Genomic DNA, 25,648 nt, shown 5'->3' with positions numbered 1-25,648 from the left:
CCCAGGTGCGCGTGTCAGTTCTGGCGCGACTGGCCAGCACTCGATTGCGTGCCGCCCTCATTCTGCGTAGCGCCGCGATTGTCACTACGATCGCTGCCGCCAGTGCTTGTCCGTTCGCGTTGAAAGAACGCCGCGCCGTGCTTGCGCCAACTCTCCTTTGCGCCTGCGTCTTTGCTTTCCTTGCCGGCCAGCAACAGTCCGGTCAGCTGTTCGATCGGCAGTTCATCGGCACCGGTCGCGATCACCAACTCGCCCAACTGATGGACTTTGCGCTCTCTCAGCTGCCTGGCCTTGTCGTTGAGCGCCTTCAGCTCGGCATCGAAATCGCGGGGTTTACGCATCTGCTTGTCCTCATTTGCAGCGTTAGGACAGACCAGATATCGAGCGTGTCGATCAGCGACAATGCCCTGAAATCTCTTGGGATTCTGCAGTCCCGAGAATGATGAAATCTTTCGAGGGCGCGCTTATACGTCGTGCCGACGTCGCTTCTGAAGTGTAGATGGATTGCCGTCATGGCGATCTACCATTTCTCGGCAAAGGTCATCTCGCGAGCCGCCGGATCATCGGCACTTGCGTCCGCCGCGTATCGCTCGGCTTCGCGCCTGCACGATGACCGGCTCGACCGGCATCACGACTTCTCGAACAAGTCGGGCGTCGTCCATTCCGAAGTGATGCTGCCGGATGGCGCACCCGAACACCTCTCCGACCGTGAAAAGCTGTGGAACGAGGTCGAGGCGGCGGAGAAGCGGATCGACGCGCAACTGGCCCGCGAGATCGAGTTCGCGATCCCGCGCGAGATGAACCAGGAACAGGGCGTCGAGTTGGCCCGCGACTTCGTGCAGCGCGAGTTCGTCGACCGCGGCATGATCGCCGATCTCAATGTGCATTGGGATATCGGAGCCGACGGTCTCGCCAAGCCGCACGCGCACGTCATGCTGACCATGCGCGAGGTTGGCGAAGACGGGTTCGGCAAGAAGAACCGCGACTGGAACCGTACCGATCTGCTGGAGAAATGGCGCGAGCGCTGGAGCGACCACGTTAACCAGCGGCTGGCCGAACTCGATATCGACGCGCGGATCGATCATCGCTCATTGGAAGCGCAGGGCATCGATCTCGAACCGCAGCACAAGATCGGCCCGGCGGCTTCGCGCATGGCGGCGGATGGACTCGAGTCCGAGCGGCTCGAAGAGCACCGCGCAATCGCGCGCGCGAATGGCGAGAAGCTCCTGGCGAATCCCGCGCTCGCGCTCAATGCGATCACGCACCAACAAGCGACATTCACGACGCGCGATCTCGCCATGTTCGTCCACCGCCATAGCGACGGGAAGGACCAGTTCGATCGGGTGATGGCGGCGGTGAAGGCGAGCCCCGAGCTGGTCGCGCTCGGCAAGGACGGCCGCAGCGAACAGCGGTTCACCAGCCGCGACATGATCGAAACCGAAGCGCGGCTGGAGCGCGCTGCCGAGCGCCTCGCCGGTCGCGACGGCCATGGTCTCCCGGCGGCGATGCAGAGGGGGCTCAACAGTGCCGCCGGGAGTGACGGCCTGCGTCTCGGGCGAGAGCAGCAAGCCGCGCTCGCGCACATAACGCGACCATCTGACCTTGCAATCGTCACCGGCTATGCCGGCACGGGCAAGTCAGCCACGCTGGGCATCGCGCGCGACGAATGGGAGCGTGCCGGCTACCACGTCCAGGGCCTGGCGCTTTCCGGCATTGCCGCCGAGAACCTGGAAAGCGGATCGGGCATCGCCTCGCGGACGATCGCCAGCATCGAACATCAATGGGGGCAGGGTCGCGAACTTCTCGACCAGAGCTCGATCCTCGTCATCGACGAGGCCGGGATGATCGGCACGCGCCAGCTCGAGCGCGTCTTGTCGGAAGCCGAGAAGCGCGGCGCCAAGGTAGTGCTGGTTGGCGATCCCGAACAGCTTCAGGCGATCGAAGCGGGGGCTGCGTTCCGCTCTACCGCCGAGCGTCATGGCTGTGTCGAGATCACCGAGATCCGCCGTCAGCATGAGGACTGGCAGCGCGATGCGACGCGGCAGTTGGCGACCGGGCGCACGGCTGAGGCGATTGCGGCCTATGAGGAGAGCGGTCGCGTCCACGTTGCTGACACCCGCGAGGGCGCGAGAGGCGAGTTGATCGATCGCTGGGAGCGAGATCGGGCGAGCGCGCCCAATCGCACACGCATCATCCTCACGCATACCAACGATGAGGTTCTTGCGCTGAACCTCGCAGCGCGCGAACGGCTGGGTTGCGCCGGCCAACTCGGCGACGATGTCATCGTTCAGACCGAACGAGGCGAGCGGGCGTTCGCGAGCGGCGCCCGTATCATGTTCCTCAAGAACGAGCGCAGCCTTGGCGTGAAGAACGGGACGCTCGGTACGATCGAAACGGTCAGCAGCGTTCGCATGGCAGTGCAGCTCGACGATGGCCGCTCGATCGCGTTCGACATCAAGGACTATAACCAGATCGATCACGGCTATGCCGCGACCATCCACAAGGCACAGGGAATGACGGTCGATCGCGCTCATGTTCTCGCGACGCCGGGGATGGATCGTCATGCCGCCTATGTCGCGCTGTCGCGGCATCGCGATGGCGTCGACCTGCACTACGGCAAGGACGACTTCGCTGATCAGGGCAGGTTGGTGCGAACGTTGTCGCGCGAGCGCAGCAAGGACGTGGCGTCCGATTATGCGCGCGCGCCGCAGCCGGCTGTCCAGACCAACCGTGCCCCAGTCCCGGCGCGCGACTTCAACGCGCCGATCGTCGATATCGCCGTGCCGGTTAGGCCGGCCGAAGCGGCGCCGCCGCGACGTTCGATGTTCGACGGTCTGACGCTCAACGCCGATCCGATCGACAAACCGCAACGCAGCCCGCTCGACCGTGCGGTCGAGCGCTACGCTCGCGCCGCCCAGGATATCACCCGCATGCGCGACATGGGCTATGAGCCATTGGCCCACCAGCGTCAGGCCATGGCCGAGGCGGGCAAAGCGGTCGATGCGCTTCAGCGAAACGGCGCGCGGGATCTGGGCACAGCGATGACCCGCGATCCCGCCTTGGTCGGTGAGGCGGCGAACGGCCGCACGGCAAAGGCGATCCAGGCGATGGTCGCCGAGAACGAGATGCGCATCGATGCTACCAATCGCGCCGATCGGTTCGTGAAAGATTGGCAGGTGCATACGCGCCAGTTCCGCCGGCTGGAGCGGAATGGCGATTACCTCGCCGCAGAGGGCGTCAAAGACAAGCTCGACCTGATGGCAAAGAGCCTGCATCGCGACGCGCAGCTCGAGTCGCTGCTGCGTAACCGCGTCAGCGAGCTCGGAATCCGCGGCCGGGCTGGAGCGTCATTGTCCCATGAGCTCCAGCAAAGCCTCAGCCTCTCGCGCTCGCGGGGAATGGGGCTTTAGGCCTGCTTCATGACCGAAACCGCCACCAACCAGCCCGATCCCGCACAGGCCTTTGAGGCCGTGCGGCGTGAACTCAGCCTGCTGCACAGCGCCGTTGCCGGCCTGGCAGCGGAGCGTGAGAAGATACCCGATTATGGCGAGACCCTCGGACGGATCGCCTACGCGCGTGGCGAGCACAACAAGCGGCTCGCCGCGATCGAACACAGTCGTGCCATCTCCTTGTCGCCTGTCGAACTGGTCAAGGAGATAACCAAGGCAGCCGAGACGGTGCGGATCGAGGATCGCCGCATGCTGGATACGGCGCGCTCCGCGTTCGACCAGGCACTTGGGCGGGTTGATGGTATGATCAGGCGCGGGCAGGCGACCGATCGGCAGGTCAAACGCGAGCGCTGGCATGCAGCCGCTGGACTATTGATCGGCATGCTGATCTGGGCGGTTTTGCCTGGCGCCATTGCCCGATCGCTGCCAGCGAGTTGGCATGTGCCGGAATGGATGGCGGCACGTACCATGGGCGTACGAGCGTCCGAAGCGGGCCAGCGACCGACAGCGCCTGAAAGACCGGCGGAACGTCGGTAACGCGCCCTAATATCGGTCGTTCGACGACGGAGCGGCCGATCCCGAAAGCTGCCGCAATCGGGCAATGCCACGCGGCGGCCAGATCATCAGCGGCAGCTGGACGAGCTGGGCGACCATGTTAAGGTTCGGGACTGCGCCCATCGCATTGATCGTCACTACCCGCGCGATCTCGCTTGCGGCGTAGGCCAGGGTGTGTTGGCCCGACTTCGCCGCGCCGGTCGGTGTCGTCGCGTTTAATCGACAGCAACGGCTATCCGTATTGCGTCAACAGGAACTCAAGCGTCATGTTCTCGGCAATGGCGTCATGAGGAATTAGGGCATAGTGCCAAGGCTTGCCGCCGTAGGTTTTGGCATGTTCGGTCGCCCAGCTACACCATTGGATGGCGACCTCGCGCTTCGCCAGCACGTACTTGTCCTGCATCTGCGTCGCCATTTTTGGCTCCAGCATCAGGATGCGATCCGCCGTCTCGGCAACAAAGTCGGGCTGGTATTCGAGATGGTCATTGCCACTGCGATAGAACATCTGAAATTGGCCTTTGGCCGGGCGCATCCATTTGAGCGCTTCACGCTCAAGGATGACTGCCAGCTTTCGCTCTGAATCCGAATGGAATTTGGTGACGGTGGACAGGCATTTGGCGAACCCGCCGAAGAGATAGCGGGCCATATTACTCTTGTCCGCAGGCGGAACACGATAATCGAGCGGAGCCTCTCGAAGGGCGGTGTAGGCGCTTTCCTTCAATTCGGTCCATCCCTGCCGCACTTCGTGGTGGTATTCGACCGTATCGTCTTTCCAGAAATGATCCTGCATCTGGGCGTGGACGGCCCGCGAGATCTCGCGCTGATGGAGCGCCAGCACCTGACCGGCATCCTTCTCCGAAAGATAGGTGTGCAAATGGCGCACCACTTGGCCTGCCAACTCATACAGCAGGTCGGCATGTTCGTCGTAGGCGATGTCGGGGAAGTCGATAAGGCCGCTGACAACATAATCCTCAGGCCGACGCTCCAACAGGTTGCCCTGCGACAGGCCGATCACATCAACCTGATCCGTGCGGAGATGCTTCGCCCATAGCTCTTCGCTAGGCGCTGGATAACGCATCCCGCTCAGGTCAAGCGTGAACGGCTTAAAACCTGCCTTTACCTCGCCTGTTGGCATTACGGTGATGCGTGGAATGTCGATAGTGCGCTCGGCCATGAGCTTCGCTGTAGCGGCAATGACAGCGACCATGTCGGGGGCTGGTTTCGCAACGCCCTCAAGCTCCATCTGTGCGGGCTGATATTGGCTACGAACCTCGCGGACAATCTTTTCCTGCACGTCCGGGCGCGACAGGTAAGACACGCTCGGCACCTTCTCGGGATCGCGCGCCAGCTTGCGGAACGCATCGTAGGCGAGGCGCGCCACGCGCAGTTCATCGGGGTCGGTGAAGGCAGGTGTCGGTGCGGGGCCAGCGGAGGCCGCGCCGTCCGCTGACTGAGCGGTTTGAAGGCCAAGACTGCCCAGGATAGTCGGCGTTGAAACGACCGTCACCGTCTTACGCGCGAGGTCGGTTTCGTCGAGAACCAGCGTCTTCAAGCGAATTGGCGAGTTGGGGTTATTCGCCTCGTCCACGATCTCCTGGAATCGGTCATGGGCGACGATGTTCAAGCGGTCCACGGCGGTAACGCCTGTGCGCTTGCCATACGGCAAGCGAAGACCGCGCCCGATGCTCTGCTCGATCAGCGTGCGTGCGTTGGCCGCCCTTAGAGGAATGATCGTGTAAAGGTTGGTTACGTCCCAACCCTCTTTGAGCATGTTGACGTGAATGACGATCTCGACCGGATTGTCATTCTGCTCGACCGTTAACAACTTCTCGACGGTCTCCTCTTCCTTCACGCTGGAATCGACCTGAATCACTTTGTCGGCATAGCGGGCTTCAAAGAACGCATCCGACTGGATCAGCCCCATTAGTTCGGCGGCGTGCGTCGTGTCGCGTGCGATAACGAGAACGAACGGCTTGACTATGCGCTCGCCATTCTCGCGGGCATAGGTTTCCAGATCGACCTTCACGCTCTCGTGAAGCCGCACGCCGTCCTCCAGCTTCATCATCTGAATGGCTTCGGGCGATTTGCCAGCTGGATTGAAATCCTTGCGGGTGACGACGGCGGGCTCCTTGACGAAACCATCCTCCATTGCCCGCGCCAGCGGGTAGTCAAAGATGACATTGCTGAACGGCACCGGCCCACGCGTGCTTTCCACGAACGGGGTGGCGGTCAGCTCAAGCCCGAGAACCGGTTTCAATTCGTTGATGGCCCGCATCCCGGCGGTGGCGCGGTAGCGATGTGACTCGTCCATCAGCAACACTAGGTCGGGTAAACTGGCGAGATAATCGAAGTAGCTTTCGCCGATCTCTTCGCGGAATGATCGGATGCGAGGGCTGCGGCCACCGCGGACCTCGGAGGAGATTTTAGCGATGTTGAAAATGTTGATTGTCGTCGGGAATAGCTGACCGCCCGATGCGATCTGCCGTTCGTAGGTTTCGCCAGTAGTCAATACGGGCGGCGAAATAGCGAACTCGGAAATGCCTTTGAAAACGTACTTGGGCGTGTTCGCCGTGAAGTCGGTGATCAGCTTGTTGTAGATGGTGAGGTTCGGTGCAAGCACGAAGAAGTTGTTGATGCCGTGAGCCAGCTTTAGATAGGCGATGAACGCGCCCATGAGGCGCGTTTTGCCCACGCCGGTAGCAAGCGCGAAGCAGAGCGATGGGAAGTCTCGCTCAAAATTGACAACACCCGCATATTCGCTCTTGAGGATGTCGAGCGCGGCGGCGATGTCGGCAGCCTTTGATGGCGGTACGATCTCGGTCACCCGGTCGAGGATTTCCAAGCTACGGCGTTGGGGCGGTCGGAGGCTCAAACGACCGGCTATGGCGTTCACATGACGAAGGTTGCTCATGCGGCATCTCCTTCGTCGAAGAGGCCTGGCTGTGGCGCTGGCGGCGCAGCCTTCACTTCGGCCTGCGGAAGATTGGCGACATTGAGGCTGTAATCGTCGTGCCCCCATTCGCAGCGACTACGGATGTGATTCGGAATTTTGCGCAATGTAAGGTTGGGCCAGAGGTCAGCGTTACCACGGAACGCGGCGCAAAGGATCAACAACGAGCGGCCCTCGCCGACATCATCGCTTAAGGCAGCTAACTCTTCCGGCCCCAGGTTTTGCGTCGTAACATAGAGAAAATCACTCTCGGACGAGTGGCCCTGCTGCCAGTAAACGTCCGGGCTAGGTGCGTAGGTGAAGCCTTCCAGCTTGCACAAAGCCTGCGTCAGCATGGCCGCATCATATTCCTTCGATATGACCTCGCGGCCCCATTTGTCCTTTTCCAAAAGCGAGGGAGCGAGTTCGTAATAGCGGAAACCGCCGCCTCCCTTCCAATCGACCGATTTGCTGATGCCGCCTTGGTCACTACCCTCAATGACCTGACGTAAGCGCGGCACGATATGAGTCGTGCAATGCTCTCCCAACTCGATCATGACCCAGCGGCGCCCCATCTTGTGCGCAACTGCTCCGGTAGTTCCAGAGCCAGCAAACGAGTCGAGGACCAAATCATTTGGACCCGACGACAATTCGAGGATGCGCTGAATTAGCCGTTCCGGCTTTGGTGTTGTGAATTGCTCAACGTCGCTGAAAAGTGCTTGAATTTCGATTTTTGATGTTCGGTTGCTGCCGACATCGGCATGTGTCCAAATGGTCTCGGGCGGTCGGCCCGTCGAACTGTCCGCGTAGATGCGGTAGTAGGCTGACCATCCTTGCCGTCCCTTGACCCACTCGATCTTGTCAGCCTCGGCCTCGACCTTTTTTGGAGACCAGCGCCACCGGCCCTCAACCCCGTCTGGACGCATTGGGAAGACTTTAGTGCCGTCCGGAGCGGTCAAAGCAAAGAACATCGTAGGGCGCGCTTCCCGCGTGTCATCGCCGCTGCCCATCGCCCTGAGAGGCTTGGTATAATAATGCCTGCCTTTCTCGTCAGTTTTATTGAAGTGAGAGGCCACCTCGTTGGTGTTCAAGCGGGCGAGCTTCGCCGTTTCTATGTTTTTCGCATAGGTCAGGATGTGGTCGTGGCGAGACGAGAAAAAACGCGAATCCATTTTTGGGCTGTCGGACTTTTCCCAGATTACATTTGCAACGAAATTCGACCTTCCAAAAACCTCGTCACACAGAACCTTCAAGTAGTGTGCTTCATTGTCGTCGATAGTTATCCAAAGGGTGCCATCGTCGGACATTAAGCGGCGGAGAATCTCTAATCGGTCACGCATCAAGCCCAGCCAGATGCTATGTTCCAGCCCATCATCGTAGTGAGTGAACGCGCTGCCAGTGTTATAAGGCGGATCAATAAAGACGCATTTCACTTTTCCGGCATAATCAGCTTCGAGCGCTTTAAGCGCCAGCAGGTTATCGCCATGGATCAGCACGTTATCGAAGATGTCATTCTCGCTGACCCGGGCCGTAGCGTGATATGTCTTTTGCGGGTTCTCGATCAGAATGCGCGGTTCCAGCCGAGGTCTATTTTCCTTCCCAACCCAAGTCAGTTCGAGTTTTTGTTTCTTTGTCATGTCAGATTACCGAGTTGGGGAGCTTGATTTGAAAGGAAAGTGAACAGGCGGACTGGATAAGGCTCGTCGCCGATGGGCAGCGCGAGTAGCGGTGGGAGAGCCGGGTTGGTTTGTAGGCCATAATGCTGCGTCATCATCGAGCGGACGATGGCACTGACATCAGCTTGCGTTTTGAACACGTTTAGCGGGTTGCGTCCAGCAGCAAGCGGTTGTGTCTCTGCCCAAAGCATCTGCCGTAGGGTGTCCAACTCTGGCCCGACCACGGCGACGAGCTTCTGAGGGTCCAGAACGGCATCTCCAGCGATAGCCGTTCGGAGGCGCTTCATCATCACAAAGGATAGGGCGTGAGCGCCATGCCGGTAGGTTAATCGTTCTTGCTCGTTGCCAGCACCTGCCGCCTCTTCACTCATGCGTCGCGTTATGTATCGGAAGGCGAGTACCGCATTGCGCAGCTCCGAAACTACCAGCGCAGGCGTGAAAATCGCAGAATATGGATACTGACCGACTCTTCGAAGGCTTGCTGAGTTACGCTTCGCCGTGACCGGCAAGCGAGGATCGGCAAGAAGCATCGCTATCGCAAATGATGCTTCTTCCGCTCGGATGATGCTCTCATCAGCGAGGTCGAGTGCCTCGGCTTGGTATGAATAGCGGTAGCCGAGCAGCGCAAGCTCGGTTCGGATGCGCTCCTGCTCCCCATCCAGCGCGATGAAATCCGCTTTGCCAACGTCGTTCTGATGGTTGCGGGCTCGGGTGACTGACTGTCCGAATGCGTTTTCGGAATCGGCAGCTATCACCGTCAATAAAACCCGAGCGTCAGCAATGCTCGCCGACCCGGCCGCGCTCACGCGACGAGCGGCTGTAGCAACAGTCTGCGCTCCGTTGACGATAGAAAATTTGCTAATTTTGAAGCTCTTGGCGGTGCGACTACCTGCGCGGCCCTGAATGTTGCCACACAGTGCGGTCACGCCATTGTTGAGAAACTCGAAGTCGCCGGGATTTTGTCGGAGGCTTGCGTCAATTGCTCGGTTCACATCAGTTTTGTGGCCGAGTGATGCGCGAATGTTTCGTGCATAAAGTGCTCGTCCGTACTGTAGATGTAGGGAAGCAAGCTCTCCAAGGTTCGCCATGCCTATGTAGGCTGTGCGCTGACCGGCGAGTTTCGACCAGTCGGATAGCGTGATTCTACAATCAATCCGATCATGTGCATTTACCGTACGCAAAGCGGCGATAATATCCTGAGAAGCAAAATCCAGAACATCAGGGGCGAAGCGTTCCTCGCCATGTGCAGGATCGTTGATCGTATCCGCCAGGGCCTGTTTCGGATACTGACCTAACGCCTGACCGGTATGAGCGACTACAATCTGGATGTATTCGCATTCGTCCAACGCGCTGTCGATTTCAATCTGCCGATCAATGACATTCTGGTTGAATCCGACGTAATCGGAGACAACTATTTTGCGAATTCCCTGGCAGAAATTATTAGCCTCTTCCTGTGAAAACTGTTCCGACCTTTTGAGTTTGCTTTGGATAAGGAGCAGGGTCTTAAGGTCGTCCTGGTAATATATGGCATCAATGCCCAAGTCCCCGAAATCATCAACCACAGATGCACAAGCGTCCGCGACCGATGCGCCGCAATGATGATGGACGAAAAAGGCGCTAAGCGATCGGGCGAGGTTTTTTTGCTCGTTCTGGGCCGCGTCGGTCGATGGTTGCAAAAGTGCAGGCAAATTTCCGGCGTAGACGTCGGTCAGATGGCGTTTGAGGAGGTTTTGTTGAGCAATTTCCATGCTGGTCAGCTCGGTCTCTTCAAGGGGTGGAGACGTCGCGTATCGCCGCTGTTGCGCCAGTAACTTCCGGAATTTGCGTTGCTCGGCCAACCGTGGTCGGGGCAGACTAGCGTATCGACCAGCTCAAGCACCTGCTTGGCGAAGCCAATGGCATCGGTGTCGAGTAGCTCGAAGGAGATCGCTTTGAAGTGCGCGCCGAAAGCGTTGCGCGCCTGAGCGATCCGCGTCAGCTCCTCCAGAATGGGCTTGAGCGCGACCGTGCTGCTTGCTGGGGCCGTAGGGTCGGTGATGCCGTCGCGCATCTCGACCTTGAGCGCATCACGGAGCTTGTTGTTGATGGCGGGCAGCAGGTCCCCAAGCGTGTAGGCCGCCCCCTGGCGACGCGGCACGGGGCATTCATATTTCTGGGTCAGGTAGTCGAGCGCAGCTTCTAGAATCACACCGGCCTTGCTGCATACCGATTGAATATCGACCGGCGATTCCCCGAGTAGCGTCCGCAAGCGCTCCACCTCTGGGAGAGAGCTGATGATGCGAATACCGTCGTCGATTGCCCACCCGGTCAGTTCGACAAACTGGCACGGCTGGCCCGGTTTCAGCCACCCCCAACGATATTTCTCGCGCCACGGACGGTAGTGTGTCGTGACGATGGTGTGCTGGAAACCGCCGCTGACCTCATAGATCATGCCGATGACACGCTCGACAAGCGGCTCATCCACGCTTCCGAGAACGTCATCGAGAATAAGGACGGTTTCGGTCGCACGATCGCGCGCGGCAAGCGCAAGGAACACGCATAAGCCAAGCGTATCGAGATGCGATTGGCTGAAATAGGCTTGGGGCGGCGCGTCGTGGCCCTCGAAGGTCGCGCCTAGATTCAACGACGCGCGCCGCGCCGGGTCAAGCTCCAGTGCGATCTTATCCAGCCCCTCGCCGGGATGGACCTTCTCGTAGAGTTTTCCGACCTCTTTGGCGATTTCACCGATGATGGTGTCAGTGAACTTCTGTCGCTCCTCGACGCACTGTGCGAGCGCTTTCTCCACCTTGGGAATCAGGGTTGCCAATTCCGCCACACGAGCGGAATTTGACTCATACCGCTCGGCAGCGGCCTTCAATTGCGTGCGGAATTTGCTCTCATCGCGCCAGCCCGCTTCGACATTTGCCCAAGCGGTGGCGGTCGCGAGATTGGCAGTTAGCCAAGCTGGTAACTGAGTGGGATCGGCAGGGGCAGCATTCGCCGGGAGCTGCACGCCGGGCTTCCATTGATGGGCAGCCTGGGCGGCGGCAAAGGTCGCTACAGCCTTGGTGTAATCAGCTTCCATCTGCTGCAACGCCGTCTGCGCTGCCTTGAGAGCAGTGTGGGCCTGCTTCCATTTGGCGGTCGCTGCCGTGAGCGTGGCTAGCTGATCGAGCTTGCCCTTCACGGTCGCGGCAAGCCCGTCTATATTCTCCGTGCTTTCGCAAAGAGGGCATTCTGTGGCGTCGGGATGCGCTTCGAGATAGCTGCTACCGGCAGTCAGCACGCCGGCGCGCTGGGCTGCATCGCTTTCGGCGGCAGCAATCGCATCAAGCTGGCCCCGATCCGCGCTGTCGGCGGCGGTCTGTGCCGCTGCCACGGCATCCCGCTTTCCTTGCAGCTTCTCCGGAAAAGTATGGAGCGCTTCGAACGCAGCGCGCAATTTCGTGATCGCGGTGATGTCGGCGTCCAACCCGGTGGTTGGTTCGGCGAGTTTCTGCTTGGCCCAGGAGACGGCATTGAGGCCCGATGGGCTGCCTGCGGCTTCGTAGAAGCCCTGCAAGGCGTTCAGGTTTTCCTGCTCGGCCGCGATTGCACCGATCTTCTCGGTCCCAAGCGTTTTACCAAGCTGGCGTAAGGCCTCCTCTGAACGCTCAAAAGCATCAATGTCGATGAAGCGCTTAATTGCTTCGTACCGCTTCGCGGGCTGCGCCTGAATCAGTTCGAGAATCTGGCGCTGGCGTAACAGCTCGATCTTTGGGCGCGACGCAGCGGGCGTGACCGACACTTTTTTATCGACGATCTTACCCGAACACTTCGAAGTGCTGGTTTCCAGCTCTACGGCCAGAGCGCTGGCGGGCTTCCCGGCCGTTGGCCAGAATTTCTCCAGCCCTTTGCCCATTCCGCGATCTTCCAGCGATCCGATGCGCTCAAAGGCCAGGAACTCGAAGGCGTCGCAGATGGTCGTTTTGCCTGTGCCGTTCTCCCCATAGATCAGGGTAAGTTTTTTGCCTTTCTCAAAGTCGAGTGTGAACGTGCTGGCCGACCCACGGAACGCGGTCAGTTTGAGCGATTTTAGAGCGGCGGAGCCAGCCATCAGCCCGCTGCCTTCGCTGTAGCGAGTTCAATTTCGACCTTCCAATCGCCGCCGGACATCGTGCCGGCGGCTATTTTGCCGATCAGGGTATCCCGCTTATCGGCGCGAACGAGACCGGACGCGATTAACCGATCTACCGTCAAAGCGGCCAACTTGGCGGACGGAGCCGCTTCATCTGTCATTGCACCCTCCACCTTATCGTGAAGAGCGGCTGCACGTTGATCTGCTGCTCCAGCTTCCCTTCGATTTGAGCAATAAGTTCCGTGCGCTGCTCGTCAATTTTATCCTGTGCGTCGAACAGGGAGCGCCGCTTGGTGGAGCGCTCGTTCTCCAACGCCTTGACCGCTTTCTGGCCTGCCAGCTTCTCCTCCAGCGTCAACGCGACGGTGGCGGCGCGGCGTGCGTCCTTGATCTCGCGATCTAACTCTTTCAGCTCACGCTCCAGTCCGACTTTCAGGTCGTCGGCCCAGCCATCGAGCTTGTCAGCTTCGGCCTCGAAGAAGCGCGCGTTGCGCTCGGAGATGCCCCGACGAATGTCGTTTTGCTGTGCGACCAGCGCGTCCGCCAACGCGGTAGCAATGTCGAGAGGTTCGCTGGCTTGTCCTGCCACTGAACCGGCAACGGTCATCAGGCGGGAAACTGCCTCGATTCCAAGAGCGGCTCCGTCATCGCCGATGCCAGACAGGAGCATGTGATCTTCGCTCTGGCCGAGCGCATCGACCGAAAGGAGTGATGCGCTGAGCCAACCCGACTTCCCGACAAGCGCCTCGATCTGCGAAATCCGCCCTTCGTGCTGGGAATAATCGAATGCGATCTCGGCGACCGGTAATTCACGCAACCGCGCCCGCTTCACTATGGCCTCGCCGAGCGGATGATTGACTCGGAAGAAATGGGCGTCGCCGGATCGCCGGGGCAATTCGTAGAGGCCGGTTGGAACCACGGCGCGCGAAACCCAATCCGGCAACACGTTGAGCCGGAACGACGACGAGTCCACGAAATCGGCAGCGCCGTCCAGCTCGTGCTTGGCTAGCCGCATCAATTGCTGCTCAAACTGGTTGAGGTGCAGGTTCGTATCCGCGTTGCGGAGCTTCAGCTTCTCGCGCACCTCGTCGTCGAAGTTTTCAAGCAGTTTCTGACGGGCGTGCGTCATCGCCTCGTTGATCTCTAGTGTCAGCTCCTGCTGGAGCTGATCGAACGCCGCACGGATTTCGCCAGTCTGGCGACATTGCTGATAAATACCGGCGATGCGTTTCTCAAAATCGACGCCAGACTCGATTACGCCCAACACCTCGTCGCTTGCGCCGAACACGCCCTCGAACAGTTGGAATTTTTCGGAAAGCAATTGGTAGACGCGCTGATCCGCCTCGTTCTTCTGATTGAGGAAGTTTACCACGACGACATCGTGTTTCTGGCCGTAACGATGGCAGCGCCCGATGCGCTGCTCGATGCGCTGGGGGTTCCAGGGTAAGTCGTAGTTTACGACCATAGCGCAGAATTGAAGGTTGATCCCCTCGGCGCCCGCCTCGGTGGCGATCATGATTTTACCGCGCTCGCGGAAATAATCGACCAGCGCGGAGCGCATGTCAGCCGTCTTGGAGCCGGTCACGCGATCCGAACCGGCATGGCGCGCGAGCCATTCCTGATAGATCGCCTTGGATTCCGGGTCGGCGTTTGTGCCGTTGAACAGGACGATGTGGTCGGCCCATGGGCTGTCTGCCAGCACGCGGAGCAGATAGGATTGGGTCTTGCGCGACTCCGTGAAGATGATCGCCTTTTCATCTGCGCCAAACTCGCGGGCTTTGGCGAAGCCGACCTCAAGCGCCTTCAGTAGCGCGCGCCCCTTGGCGTTCTGCTCGAGCGACGTTGCCAAGGCGGCAAACTCGCGCAGTTCGGCAATCTCCAGCTCGAGCGCGCGCTGGTCGGCTCCGGTCAGCGGTTCAGATTCTTCCTCCGACCATTCTTCTGCCGTCTCGTCCAGTGCCTCATAATCCTCGTCCAGCTCCTCGATGAGCGACGTCGGCTGGCTTTGCTCCAGTCGCCTTTGCAAGCGGTTGGATATGGACGATAGCGCACCGGCAATGGCGAAGGTCGAAGAGGCCAACAGCTTGCGCAACACCAGCGTCATCAGTGAGCGCTGGCTGGCCGGAAGCGCCTGCAAGTTGTCTCGCTGCAGGTAGGCGGTGACAAGGTTGTAGAGCCGGTCCTCGGCCTCGTCGGGGCTGAACTCCTCCAAGATGGCGTGCCGCTTGGTGTAGGGGACGTAAGCAGTGACCTGACGCCGCAATGTGCGGTGACAAATCGGCCTCAATCGCTCCTTTAAAATCTGGAAGGTGCGTTCCTGCGCGCCGCCTCCGAACTGCTCTCGGAAGCTTTTCAAATCGCCGAACGTGTGTTCGTCGATGAAGCTCACTAAGCCGTACAGCTCCAAAAGTGAGTTTTGCAGTGGCGTCGCGGTTAGCAGTAGCTTGCTGCGCTCGGCAAGCGCGCCCTTCAGCGTATTGGCGATGACATTGGAGGGTTTGTAGACGTTCCGCAGGCGATGGGCCTCGTCGATCACCACCAAATCCCAAGGGGTAGCGTGAACGTCCGCCGCTTTGTTCCGCGCAAATTGATAGGAGCAAATGACGATACTGTCGGTGCGGTCGAACGGGCGGTAATTCCCTGCCTTTATCTCGGCATTGTAGGGCTTGGATTCCAAGATCGTGCAGGGAATGAAGAATTTCTCGTTGATCTCCTGATGCCACTGTTTGCGTAGATTGGACGGCGCGATGATGAGGATGCGGCGTTTGCCCTCCGCCCATCGCTGAGAAATGACCAAGCCCGCCTCGATCGTTTTGCCGAGACCGACCTCGTCAGCCAGAAGCGCGCCCTTGGACAGTGGGGATGCGAAGGCGAACAGCGCGGCGTCCACTTGGTGCGGATTCATATCAACCTGCGCGCCTGCGACCGCGACGGCGAGCTTTTCGCTGCTGTCGGATGAGCGACGCCGCACTAAGTCCGTCGCGATATACTTTGAGTGATAGTCAGTAATCATCGTCGATTCTGCGCGAAGGCTGGCGGGAGGAAGGCGGAGCGCCCAATGACGGGAGATTAAGAGTCCCGGCAGGGGTTTTGGCAAGGCCAATCTCGTTCATTCTCGGTGGTTCATGGCGGCCTCGCCTGTGCGCCAGAATCTTAGCGGGCAACCGTGTGTAATTGCCGCGCCCGCAGGCGCGGCAACATAGCGCTGCGCGTCAACGCACTGCGGAAATAAAGTCTGCTATCCGCTGTGCGCCGCTCGGAAGCGGTCGGTCGGGTTCCGGCCCAGAACCAGCCATCAGTGGGATCCTAGCAAATGGCAGCCAACGAAGCGCTTGCCCGATTGGCGCCGTAAGTTCGCGACTGAAACCGCCCGTGTCCCGCAGGTCATGAACCCTCTTTGACCTTACAGCGCATGAGCGCCCATTTCCTACCGATTAGGAATGTTTCGCCGGGCGGCAACTTCGCGGACCCGGTCTCGACAGGGCGGCGGAGTCCATCCGGGGTCACGCCCGTTCGGCCCGTCACGTAGCTCGTCGAGATAATCGCTCCACCACTGATGCATCGCAACACGCTCATCCCAATAGGCGCCGCGATTGTAGATGCCCCGTACCGCATCTTTGTCAGCATGCGCCAAGGAACGTTCGATCGCGTCGGCGCTCCATTTGCCGCTCTCATTCAATAGCGTTGATGCAGTCGTTCGCAGCCCGTGTGCGGTAACCTCGCCAGCCGCGTAACCCAGGCGCCGAAAGACCTGGTTTATCGTATTCTCGCTAAGCGGCCGGCGCCAAGTATGGAAGGCCGGGAAAACGTAGCCCTCAGGCCCAGTCAGCGGATGAAGTTCGGCAAGATAGGCGAGCACTTGACGGGAAAGGGGGACAGCGTGCGGCCGCCGCATCTTCATACGCTCGGGCGGTATCCTCCAAATAGCATTCACGAGGTCAAATTCAGACCACTGCGCCATTCGGAGTTCTCCAGGGCGGGCCATCACGTGGGGTGAAATCTGCGCCGCCAGTCGGGTGATCCGATGGCCCGGATAGCTGTCTATCGCTCTAAGGAGTTCGCCCACGGCTGAAGGATCGAGAATGGCGCCGTGGTGTGTCGTCTTCGGTGTGATCAGCGCTCCTCTCAGGAATGCTGTCGGATCGTTTTCGGCGCGCGCTGTGGCAATCGCGTACCGGAACACGCGCCCAGCGAACGAGCGGCACCGTCGCGCAGTCTCATATTTGCCTCGTGCCTCGATACGCTTGAGCGCCGCCAACACATCTATAGGTTTGAGGTTAGCGACCGGCTGGCCGGCAAGTGGCTTCAGCTGCTCCAGGAGCCAGTGAGCCTTGGCCGTGGTCGTTGCGGCGAGACCTTCAGCGACCATCTTGGCGATATATTCCTTCGCGATCTCGTCGAAGGTGCTGGCAGCGGCATAGCTAGCTATCAGCTTATCGCGCTTACGCTCAGCGAGCGGGTCAACCCCGTCGCGAAGCTTCTGCCGCGCCTCATCTCGCTTCTGGCGGGCTTCGGCAAGGCTGACCTCCGGATAGCGCCCGAACGCGATACGCTTGTCCTTGCCGAGGAAAGTATATTTGAAGCGCCAGAGCTTCGATCCGCTTGGATGAACCTCGATGTAGAGCCCGCGCTCGTCGGTCTTTTTGTAGATGCGCTCCCGAGGCTTGAGAGCGCGGATTTCCAGATCTTTTAATGCCATGGCCAAACTCCCGATTCGATCGGTTCTGTTCGGTTGGCGACCAGCTTCTCAGTCGAAATGGCCCGCTCGGGCCACCGGATTTTCGGGGCCATTTTTGGCCCCACCCTGTGGCCCAAATGGCCCTGGGATCGTCTGAAACCTACTCGGACATTTTCGCACCGAACCGAGCAAAAATGGCAGATTTCTGCCGTTTTTGTCGATGTGCTGGGATGCCCTGGGAAGGGTGTCTGGTGCCCAGAAGAGGACTCGAACCTCCACGCCCTTGCGAGCGCCAGCACCTGAAGCTGGTGCGTCTACCAATTCCGCCATCTGGGCACGGGGTAGGCGGCGCGCTCTATTGGGGCGTCCGGCCGTTGTCAACAGCAACCGCGAGCGCTTGCGGCGCGGCGCGGCGCGCGGCATGGGAGGGGCACGGATTCTGTCGAGGATGGTCATGAAGGACAAGCTGGTAACGCTGATCGGCGGGGGCGGATTCATCGGCCGTTACGTCGCGCAGGAATTGCTCGCCGCCGGTGCGCGGGTGCGCGTGGTCGGCCGCGATCCGCGCCGCGCCTGGTTCCTCAAGCCGCTCGGCGGGCTCGGCCAGACCCAATTCGTCGCCGCCGACGTGACCAGGCCGGAGACGATCGCGCGCGCCGTCGCGGGGTCGGACGCGGTAGTCTATCTCGCCGGCACCTGGGGCCCCGATTTCCAGGGCGTGCACGTGTCGGGCGTCCGTGCCGCGGCTGAGGCGGCGCACGAGACCGGGGCGGCGGGCTTCGTGCATCTGTCCGCGCTCGGCGCCGATGCCGAATCGCCGTCCAAATATTATGCGAGCAAGGCGGCGGGCGAGGCCGCGGCGCGCGAGGCCTTTCCGGGCGCGGTCGTGCTGCGCCCGTCGGTGGTGTTCGGACCGGAGGATAAGTTCCTCAATCGCTTCGCCGGGATGATCGGCGGCGCGCCGAGCCTGTTCGGCCGCGCGGTGGTGCCGGTGCTGCGCGCCGGCGCCCGCTTCCAGCCGGTCCATGTCGTCGACGTCGCCCCCGCGGTCGTCCGTGCGCTGGCGGCGGGCGAGGAAGCGGCCGGCAAGACGATCGAGGCGGTCGGCCCCGAAGTCGTGACGATGCGCGAATTGCTCGACTGGCTGGCGGCCGCGATCGGCCGCGACACCGACTTCGTCGAACTGCCCGATGTCGCGGGCCAGGTGATCGCGCTCGGCGGTTTCCTGCCCGGGGCGCCGATCAAGCTCGACCAGTGGAAGATGCTCAAGACCGACAATGTCGCGAGCGGCCGCAATCCGACGCTCGCCGCGCTCGGCATCACGCCGACGCCGATGGAAGCGGTCGCCCAGTCCTGGCTGGTGCAATATCACAAGGCCGGCCGCTTCGGCCTGCGCGCCAAGGCGGCGTGATTCTTTTCTGATCCCCTCCGTTCGCGGGGGATGCCCCGCCTTTTGGGAGTATCCCCTTGAGCGACCCGATTACCGCCATCATCCTCGGCATCGTCGAGGGCGTGACCGAATTCCTGCCCGTCTCCTCGACCGGGCATCTGATCCTGGCGAGCACCCTGCTAGGTTATGACGCCGACTATTGGGCATTGTTCAACATTGTCATCCAATTGGGCGCGATCCTCGCGATCGTCGTGCTGTACTGGCGGACCTTTTGGGCGGTGTTCCAGGGATTGCTGCGGTTCGATCCGACCTCGGTCCGCTTCGTGCGCAACCTGCTAGTCGCGTTCATCCCGGCCGCGGTGATCGGCGCGGCGCTGCACAAGAAGATCGAGGCGTTGCTCGGCTCGGCGACGGTGGTCGCGGTCGCTCTGATCGTCGGCGGCGTCGCGATCATCGGCATCGAACGCTTCGTCAAGGAAGGCAACGTCAAGGGCGTCGCCGACATCCCGCTGCCCAAGGTGATCGGCATCGGCTTCATGCAATGCCTGGCGATGATCCCGGGCGTCAGCCGTTCGGGCGCCACGATCCTCGGCGCGCTCACGCTCGGCGTCGAGCGGCGCACCGCGGCCGAATTCAGCTTCTTCCTCGCCATCCCGACCATGCTCGGCGCGACCGTGCTCGAACTCGTAACCAAGCGGCACGAGCTGACCGCGTCCAGCCATGCCGGGATGGGACTGATCGCGATCGGCTTCGTGGTCGCGTTCGTCGTCGCGTTGCTGGTGGTGCGATGGTTCGTGGGGCTGGTCGGGCGCACCGGCTTCAGCCCGTTCGGCTGGTACCGAATCGCCGTCGGCGCGCTCGCCCTCGTGTTTTTGCTCAAGTAGGGCCGATACGGTACTAAAACGGCGAAGTTTCAGGTTGGTTGCGACGAAGCCTATCGAAATGGCGCTAAATTAGGACATATAAACTGCCCTAACCGGCCGAATTCGCGTGACGCGCCAAGAGAAAGCCTGTAGCGGCCGTTCCGAAAGGAGCGGGCGATGGCCGGTGACATGCTGAAATTCGTGGGGACGACGCAGGCCTATCCGGCCAAGCGTGAGGCCCAGCAGCGCGCGGAGGATTTTCGCGAGATCGCCGACCGCTATGGCGCGCCCGCGGCCGAGGAGCAGGCGGCGCGCTGCTCGCAATGCGGCGTGCCCTATTGCTCGGTGCATTGCCCGTTGCACAATCATATCCCCGACTGGTTGCGGCTGACCGCCGAAGGGCGGCTGCGCGAAGCCTATGAGCTCAGCAACGCGACCTCGACCATGCCGGAGATCTGCGGGCGCATCTGCCCGCAGGATCGGTTGTGCGAAGGCAATTGCGTGATCGAATTCTCGGGTCACGGCGCGGTCACGATCGGCTCGGTCGAGAAATTCATCACCGACACCGCCTGGGAAAACGGCTGGGTCGAGCCGATCGTGCCGGGCCGCGCGCGTGGCCAGTCGGTCGGCATCATCGGGGCCGGGCCGGCCGGGTTGACCGCGGCCGAGCTGCTGCGCGTCGCCGGCTATGAGGTCCATGTCTACGACCGCCATGACCGCGCCGGCGGGTTGCTGACCTATGGCATCCCGGGCTTCAAGCTCGAAAAGCCGGTGGTCATGCGCCGCGTCGAGCGGCTGAAGCAGGGCGGCATCGTCTTCCACGAAGGGTTCGAGGTCGGGCGTGAGGCGGTGCTCGAGGAATTGCGCACGCGGCACGACGCGATCCTGGTCGCGACCGGCGTGTACAAGGCGCGCGGGCTGGCGGCGCCGGGGGCCGGGGCGCGCGGTGTGGTCGAGGCGCTCGATTACCTGACCGCGTCGAACCGCAAGGGCTTCGGCGACGCGGTGCCCGATTTCGACAACGGCGCGCTCGACGCCAAGGGCAAGAAGGTGATCGTGGTCGGCGGCGGCGACACCGCGATGGACTGCGTGCGCACCGCGATCCGCCAGGGCGCGGAATCGGTCGCCTGCCTCTATCGCCGCGACCGCGCCAACATGCCGGGGTCGCAGCGCGAAGTCGGCAATGCCGAGGAGGAAGGCGTCGAGTTCGTTTGGCTGTCGGCGCCCGAGGCGTTCGGCGGCGGCGAGGCGGTCGACAGCGTGACGATCGCGCGGATGCGGCTCGGCGCGCCCGATGCCAGCGGCCGCCGCGCCCCCGAACCCGATGGCGGCGAACCCGAAGTGCGCGGTGCCGACTTGGTGATCAAGGCACTCGGCTTCGATGCCGAGGACCTGCCGCGGCTGTTCGATGCGCCCGAGCTCGGCGTGACGCGCTGGGGCACGTTGCTGGTCGACAATGCGACGCTGATGACCAGCCTGGACGGCGTATTCGCCGCCGGCGACATCGTCCGTGGCGCCAGCCTGGTGGTGTGGGCGGTGCGCGATGGCCGCGACGTCGCCGAGCATATCGACAAGTATTTGCGCGCGCAGGCGAAATGCGAAAGGAAGGCGGCATGACGGGGCGCGGGGCCCCGCAGGGGAAATTTCCATGATCAAGGCATCGCTCATCACCATCGCCGCGCTGTTCGTCGCGGCGCCCGGCGTCGCGCAAACTGCACCGGCGCCGGCACCGGCGCCGGCCGTTGCTCCGGCCGACCCGGCGACGCTTGCCGAGGCGCGCCTGGTCTTCGCGCACCTCTTTCCCCAGGGAACCTACAAGAAGATCCTGGGTCCGATGATGGACTCTGTGATGAGCAACGTCGGCGACAATCTGAAAGCGCTGCCGCTCCGCGAACTGGCAGAACTGGGCGGGCTCGATCCCAAGCAGGCCGAAGCGCTCGACAAGGTCAAGATCGACGAAGTGATGGCGATCTACGATCCGCACTGGCGCGAACGGATGCAGCTCGAATCGCGGGCGATGTTCGACGCGATGGGCGATTTCTTCACGACGCAGGAGCCCGAGATCCGCGAAGCGATGGCGCGCGCCTATGCCAACCATTTCACCTTGGCGGAGCTCACCGACATCGATCATTTCTTCGCGACGGCATCGGGCGGCAAGTTTGCGAGCCAGTATATGACCGTCGCGACCGATCCGACGATGCTGGCCGAGATGCAGTCGATGATGCCCAAGATGATGCAGAACATGCCGAAGTTCATCGCCGCGGCGCAGAAGGCGACGGCAGGCGTGCCGGCGCCGCGCAAGCTCAAGGACCTGACACCGGCCGAGCGCGCCCGCCTGGCCAAGGCGCTGGGGGTCGACGAGAGCAAGCTGAACGACCCGAAGAGCACGACATGATCGCGTCGGTGGCCGAGGGGGGAAATCCGTGATGATGCCGGTCCTGTTTCTGGCGCTGCTCGCGGCCGTGCCGCAATCGGCGGCCCCCGCGGCGTCCGTGGAGGCCGCCGCCCCGGCGGCGACGCCCAGGCCCGTGACGCCGGCGCAGGCCGCTCTCCAGGCCAAGGGCGTGAAACTTGCGGAGTTGCTCAATCCCGAAGCGGCGATCGTCGGTGCGAACGACGAGGCGATGCTCGCCGCCAGGGACGCTTTCATCAACGCGAAGGACGCGCCGAAATGACGCGGACGGCATGGAAGGGGAACGGCCACATGAAGATGACGACCGTTTTGCTGTTCGGTGCAGCGGCGGCTGTGCCGGCAGCGGCGCAGACCGCGCCGCCGTCGCCGCCCGCGGCGACAACGCCTGCGATCGATCCGCATCGGGAGCAATTGGGCCTGGAATTGGCCCAATTGCTCAACACGCGGGAGGACGTCATCAAGCAGATGACGGGCGCTACCTATGCCGCGGCGCTGAAGCAGAGATTGCTCGGCGTCCCCGATTTCGCCAAGCTCGAGAGTGAGCATCCGGGCCTGAGCGACTTCGTCATCGCGCGGGTCCAGCCGGTGTTGGCGGACGGCATGAGCAATCAATTGCCCGACCTTTGGCAGCGGCTGGGCAAGGTCTATTCGCGCCGCCTGAATGAGGGCGAACTGACGCAGGCGCTCGCGTTCTTCCGGTCGCCGCTCGGACTCAAGACGCGCGCGTCGATCAACGGCCAGCTTGCCGCGGCGAGCGCCGGCCCGGTGGGTCGTGGCGACGAGTTCACCCAGAACAATGTGCTGAAGGTGCTGGGCGATGCCGGCGTGCGGGCGATGGGAAATTTCACCCCGGCCGAACGAGCGGAACTCATGCGCGTGTCCCAGTCCCCGATGGGGATCAAGATGCAGGCAGCCAACGTCGAGGGCGCGGGCGTCATGGCCGATTGGGGGAAGGAACCGCATCCCGACCTCCAACAGGCCGTGAATGCCGCGATGACCAGTGCCGTGACCGAATTCCTCCAATGAACGAAGCCATCCTCATGACCGACCAACGCGCCCGCCTCGCCGCCGAGGGCATGTACCGTCCCGAATTCGAATCCGACGCCTGCGGCGTCGGCCTCGTCGCCGCGACCGACGGCCAGCCGTCGCGCCGCGTCGTGCAGTCGGCGATCGACGCCTTGAAGGCGGTGTGGCACCGCGGCGCGGTCGATGCCGACGGCAAGACCGGCGACGGCGCCGGTCTGCACGTCGACTTGCCGATCAAGTTCTTCGACGAGGCGATCCAGTCGTCGGGGCACAAGGTCGCCGACAATCGCCTGGCGGTCGGCATGATCTTCCTGCCACGCACCGATCTCGGCGCGCAGGAAGCGTGCCGGACGATCGTCGAGAGCGTGATCATCGAGGCGGGCTATACGATCTACGGCTGGCGCCAGGTGCCGGTCGACGTGTCGGTGATCGGCCGCAAGGCGCAGGAGACGCGTCCCGAGATCGAGCAGATCATGATCGCCGGCCCGCTGCCCAATCAGCAATCGGCCGAGGAGTTCGAGAAGGACCTGTATCTGGTCCGCCGCCGCATCGAGAAGCGCGTCATCGCCGCGCAGATCAGCGGCTTCTACATCTGCTCGCTCAGCTGCCGCTCGATCATCTACAAGGGGCTGTTCCTCGCCGAGAGCCTGTCGGTCTTCTATCCCGACCTCAAGGATCCGCGGTTCGAGAGCCGGGTCGCGATCTTCCACCAGCGCTATTCGACCAACACCTTCCCGCAATGGTGGCTGGCGCAACCGTTCCGCTGCCTCGCGCACAACGGCGAGGTCAACACGATCCGCGGCAACAAGAACTGGATGCTCAGCCACGAGATCAAGATGGCGGCCAACGCGTTCGGCGAAGCGTCGGAGGACATCAAGCCGGTGATCCCGGCGGGCGCGTCGGACACCGCCGCGCTCGACGCGGTGTTCGAGGCGATTTGCCGCTCCGGGCGCGACGCGCCTACGGCCAAGCTGATGCTGGTGCCCGAGGCCTGGGGACCGAAGGGCGAGATGCCCAAGAAGCATCTCGACATGTTCAAATACCTCGGCTCGGTGATGGAGCCGTGGGACGGTCCCGCCGCGCTGGCGATGACCGATGGCCGCTGGGCGGTCGCCGGCATGGACCGCAACGCGCTGCGTCCGTTGCGCTATACCCAGACCTCGGACGGCCTGCTGATCGTCGGGTCGGAGAGCGGCATGGTCGTCGTGCCCGAGACGATGATCGTCGAAAAGGGCCGGCTCGGACCGGGCCAGATGATCGCGGTCGACCTCGAGGAAGGTCGGCTCCTGCATGACCGCGAGGTCAAGGATCGCATCGCCGACGAGCATGATTATGCCAAGATGATCGGCGAGTTCCTGCTGATCGACGAGCTCAAGACACCCAAGGGCGATCCCGTCACGCGGTTCGATCGCGCCGAACTGATGCGCCGCCAGGTCGCCGCCGGGCAGACGCTCGAGGACATGGAATTGATCCTGTCGCCGATGGTCGAGACCGCCAAGGAAGCGATCGGCTCGATGGGCGACGACACGCCGCTCGCGGTCATTTCCGACAAGCCGCGGCTGATCAGCCAGTTCTTTCGCCAGAACTTCTCGCAGGTCACCAACCCGCCGATAGACAGCTTGCGCGAGCGGCACGTCATGTCGCTCAAGACGCGGTTCGGCAATCTCGCCAACATCCTCGACACCGGGGTGCGGCAGGATCGCGTGCTGGTGCTCGAAAGCCCGGTGCTGACCGGCGCCGACTGGGCCAAGCTCAAGGCGCATTTCGGCAGCCAGGTCGCGGAGATCGACTGCACGTTCCCGGCGGGCGGCGGCACCGACGCCCTGCGCACGGCAATCCAGCGTATCCGCAACCAGGCCGAGCAGGCGGTGCGAGAGGGCAAGAGCGAGATCTTCCTGTCCGATCGCGACATCGGCCCGGACAAGGTCGCGATCGCCGGCGTGCTGGCGGCGGCCGCCGTGCATACGCATCTCGTGCGGCGCGGCCTGCGCTCTTATTGCTCGGTCAATATCGAGACCGCCGAATGCCTCGACACGCATTATTATGCGGTGCTGATCGGGGTCGGCGCGACGACCGTCTATGCCTATTTGTCCGAAGCGGCGATCGCCGACCGCCATGCGCGCGGCCTGTTCGACGACACGCTAAGCCTCGACAAGTGCATCGCCAACCACCGCAAGGCGGTCGACGAGGGGCTGCTCAAGATCATGTCGAAGATGGGGATCGCCGTGATCTCCAGCTATCGCGGCGGCTATAATTTCGAGGCGGTCGGTCTCAGCCGCAGCCTGGTCAACGACCTGTTCCCCGGCATGCCGGCGAAGATTTCGGGCGAGGGCTATGCCTCGTTGCACCTGAATGCCGAGCTGCGCCATCAGCATGCGTTCGACACCGGCGTCGCGACCTTGCCGATCGGCGGCTTCTATCGCCAGCGCCACGGCGGCGAGACGCATGCCTATTCGGCGCAGCTGATGCATCTGCTGCAGACCGCGGTCGCGACCGACAGTTATTCGACCTACCAGAAATTCTCGCGCGGGGTCGCCGATCTGCCGCCGGTCTATCTGCGCGACCTGCTGCAG

Annotated in this window: 17 protein-coding genes and 1 tRNA gene; 9 read left to right on the top strand and 9 right to left on the bottom strand. The window is 62.0% G+C overall.

The window, feature by feature from the left end:
- Positions 1-14: 14 nt before the first annotated feature.
- Complete coding sequence (locus tag ACTHJR_RS12620; protein WP_440523583.1) at positions 15-341, bottom strand: conjugal transfer protein TraD; 327 nt, start codon at positions 339-341, stop codon at positions 15-17.
- Positions 342-512: 171 nt separating this feature from the next.
- On the opposite strand from ACTHJR_RS12620, the gene traA reads away from it, so the two are divergent.
- Positions 513-3,410: a Ti-type conjugative transfer relaxase TraA gene (gene traA / locus ACTHJR_RS12615; protein WP_440523582.1), complete on the top strand. Its 2,898-nt coding sequence runs from the start codon at positions 513-515 to the stop codon at positions 3,408-3,410.
- 9 nt (positions 3,411-3,419) lie between these two features.
- Positions 3,420-3,986: a hypothetical protein gene (locus ACTHJR_RS12610; RefSeq protein ID WP_440523581.1), complete on the top strand. Its 567-nt coding sequence runs from the start codon at positions 3,420-3,422 to the stop codon at positions 3,984-3,986.
- 250 nt (positions 3,987-4,236) lie between these two features.
- On the opposite strand, the gene ACTHJR_RS12605 is transcribed toward ACTHJR_RS12610, so the two are convergent.
- From ACTHJR_RS12605 to ACTHJR_RS12570, 8 genes are all read right to left on the bottom strand, one after another.
- Positions 4,237-6,915: a DEAD/DEAH box helicase gene (locus ACTHJR_RS12605; protein WP_440523580.1), complete on the bottom strand. Its 2,679-nt coding sequence runs from the start codon at positions 6,913-6,915 to the stop codon at positions 4,237-4,239.
- Positions 6,912-8,570, bottom strand: coding sequence for a site-specific DNA-methyltransferase (locus ACTHJR_RS12600; protein WP_440523579.1), 1,659 nt, complete (start codon positions 8,568-8,570; stop codon positions 6,912-6,914). The genes ACTHJR_RS12605 and ACTHJR_RS12600 overlap by 4 nt, the downstream gene beginning before the upstream one ends.
- Positions 8,567-10,357, bottom strand: coding sequence for an AIPR family protein (locus ACTHJR_RS12595; protein WP_440523578.1), 1,791 nt, complete (start codon positions 10,355-10,357; stop codon positions 8,567-8,569). The genes ACTHJR_RS12600 and ACTHJR_RS12595 overlap by 4 nt, the downstream gene beginning before the upstream one ends.
- Before the next feature lie 5 nt (positions 10,358-10,362).
- Positions 10,363-12,684 (bottom strand): AAA family ATPase, encoded by a 2,322-nt coding sequence (locus tag ACTHJR_RS12590; protein WP_440523577.1) that lies wholly within the window; start codon positions 12,682-12,684, stop codon positions 10,363-10,365.
- On the bottom strand, positions 12,684-12,866 hold the full coding sequence (locus ACTHJR_RS12585) for a hypothetical protein (protein WP_440523576.1): 183 nt from the start codon (positions 12,864-12,866) through the stop codon (positions 12,684-12,686). The genes ACTHJR_RS12590 and ACTHJR_RS12585 overlap by 1 nt, the downstream gene beginning before the upstream one ends.
- The gene (locus ACTHJR_RS12580) at positions 12,863-15,718 is read right to left on the bottom strand and encodes an SNF2-related protein (RefSeq protein ID WP_440523575.1); all 2,856 of its coding nucleotides are present in this window, start codon (positions 15,716-15,718) and stop codon (positions 12,863-12,865) included. Before ACTHJR_RS12580 ends, ACTHJR_RS12585 begins: the two co-directional genes overlap by 4 nt.
- 414 nt (positions 15,719-16,132) lie before the next feature.
- Positions 16,133-17,404 carry a tyrosine-type recombinase/integrase gene (locus ACTHJR_RS12575; RefSeq protein ID WP_440523574.1) on the bottom strand — a complete coding sequence of 424 codons (1,272 nt, stop codon included), beginning with the start codon at positions 17,402-17,404 and terminating at the stop codon, positions 16,133-16,135.
- A 228-nt stretch (positions 17,405-17,632) separates the two neighbouring features.
- Positions 17,633-17,719 (bottom strand) — tRNA-Leu (locus ACTHJR_RS12570).
- A 118-nt stretch (positions 17,720-17,837) separates the two neighbouring features.
- On the opposite strand from ACTHJR_RS12570, the gene ACTHJR_RS12565 reads away from it, so the two are divergent.
- The 7 genes from ACTHJR_RS12565 to ACTHJR_RS12535 all read left to right on the top strand — a co-directional run.
- Entirely contained in the window at positions 17,838-18,794 is a 957-nt protein-coding gene (locus ACTHJR_RS12565; RefSeq protein ID WP_440523573.1) for a complex I NDUFA9 subunit family protein, read from the top strand.
- A 56-nt stretch (positions 18,795-18,850) separates the two neighbouring features.
- Positions 18,851-19,657 carry an undecaprenyl-diphosphate phosphatase gene (locus tag ACTHJR_RS12560; protein WP_440523572.1) on the top strand — a complete coding sequence of 269 codons (807 nt, stop codon included), beginning with the start codon at positions 18,851-18,853 and terminating at the stop codon, positions 19,655-19,657.
- Positions 19,658-19,813: 156 nt separating this feature from the next.
- On the top strand, positions 19,814-21,253 hold the full coding sequence (locus tag ACTHJR_RS12555; protein WP_440523571.1) for an NAD(P)-dependent oxidoreductase: 1,440 nt from the start codon (positions 19,814-19,816) through the stop codon (positions 21,251-21,253).
- A 31-nt stretch (positions 21,254-21,284) separates the two neighbouring features.
- A complete protein-coding gene (locus ACTHJR_RS12550) occupies positions 21,285-22,031 on the top strand; it encodes a DUF2059 domain-containing protein (RefSeq protein WP_440523570.1) in 747 nt (248 codons plus the stop codon).
- A gap of 28 nt (positions 22,032-22,059) precedes the next feature.
- Positions 22,060-22,311 carry a hypothetical protein gene (locus ACTHJR_RS12545; RefSeq protein ID WP_440523569.1) on the top strand — a complete coding sequence of 84 codons (252 nt, stop codon included), beginning with the start codon at positions 22,060-22,062 and terminating at the stop codon, positions 22,309-22,311.
- A 29-nt stretch (positions 22,312-22,340) separates the two neighbouring features.
- Complete coding sequence (locus ACTHJR_RS12540) at positions 22,341-23,075, top strand: DUF2059 domain-containing protein (RefSeq protein WP_440523568.1); 735 nt, start codon at positions 22,341-22,343, stop codon at positions 23,073-23,075.
- The coding region (locus tag ACTHJR_RS12535) for a glutamate synthase central domain-containing protein (RefSeq protein ID WP_440523567.1) at positions 23,072-25,648 on the top strand (2,577 nt) is incomplete at its 3' end. The genes ACTHJR_RS12540 and ACTHJR_RS12535, both read left to right, overlap by 4 nt.

The sequence above is a fragment of the Sphingomonas sp. genome (assembly GCF_051962185.1).
Lineage (GTDB): Bacteria > Pseudomonadota > Alphaproteobacteria > Sphingomonadales > Sphingomonadaceae > Sphingomonas.
The sequence above is the reverse complement of the archived record's forward strand: the minus strand, read 5'-3'. Positions and strand labels throughout refer to the sequence as shown.

Coding starts and splice junctions, on each gene's coding strand:
- ACTHJR_RS12620 (WP_440523583.1), bottom strand. CDS start 341: ATGCGTAAACCCCGCGATTTCGATGCCGAGCTGAAGGCGCTCAACGAC.
- traA (WP_440523582.1), top strand. CDS start 513: ATGGCGATCTACCATTTCTCGGCAAAGGTCATCTCGCGAGCCGCCGGA.
- ACTHJR_RS12610 (WP_440523581.1), top strand. CDS start 3,420: ATGACCGAAACCGCCACCAACCAGCCCGATCCCGCACAGGCCTTTGAG.
- ACTHJR_RS12605 (WP_440523580.1), bottom strand. CDS start 6,915: ATGAGCAACCTTCGTCATGTGAACGCCATAGCCGGTCGTTTGAGCCTC.
- ACTHJR_RS12600 (WP_440523579.1), bottom strand. CDS start 8,570: ATGACAAAGAAACAAAAACTCGAACTGACTTGGGTTGGGAAGGAAAAT.
- ACTHJR_RS12595 (WP_440523578.1), bottom strand. CDS start 10,357: ATGGAAATTGCTCAACAAAACCTCCTCAAACGCCATCTGACCGACGTC.
- ACTHJR_RS12590 (WP_440523577.1), bottom strand. CDS start 12,684: ATGGCTGGCTCCGCCGCTCTAAAATCGCTCAAACTGACCGCGTTCCGT.
- ACTHJR_RS12585 (WP_440523576.1), bottom strand. CDS start 12,866: ATGACAGATGAAGCGGCTCCGTCCGCCAAGTTGGCCGCTTTGACGGTA.
- ACTHJR_RS12580 (WP_440523575.1), bottom strand. CDS start 15,718: ATGATTACTGACTATCACTCAAAGTATATCGCGACGGACTTAGTGCGG.
- ACTHJR_RS12575 (WP_440523574.1), bottom strand. CDS start 17,404: ATGGCATTAAAAGATCTGGAAATCCGCGCTCTCAAGCCTCGGGAGCGC.
- ACTHJR_RS12565 (WP_440523573.1), top strand. CDS start 17,838: ATGAAGGACAAGCTGGTAACGCTGATCGGCGGGGGCGGATTCATCGGC.
- ACTHJR_RS12555 (WP_440523571.1), top strand. CDS start 19,814: ATGGCCGGTGACATGCTGAAATTCGTGGGGACGACGCAGGCCTATCCG.
- ACTHJR_RS12550 (WP_440523570.1), top strand. CDS start 21,285: ATGATCAAGGCATCGCTCATCACCATCGCCGCGCTGTTCGTCGCGGCG.
- ACTHJR_RS12540 (WP_440523568.1), top strand. CDS start 22,341: ATGAAGATGACGACCGTTTTGCTGTTCGGTGCAGCGGCGGCTGTGCCG.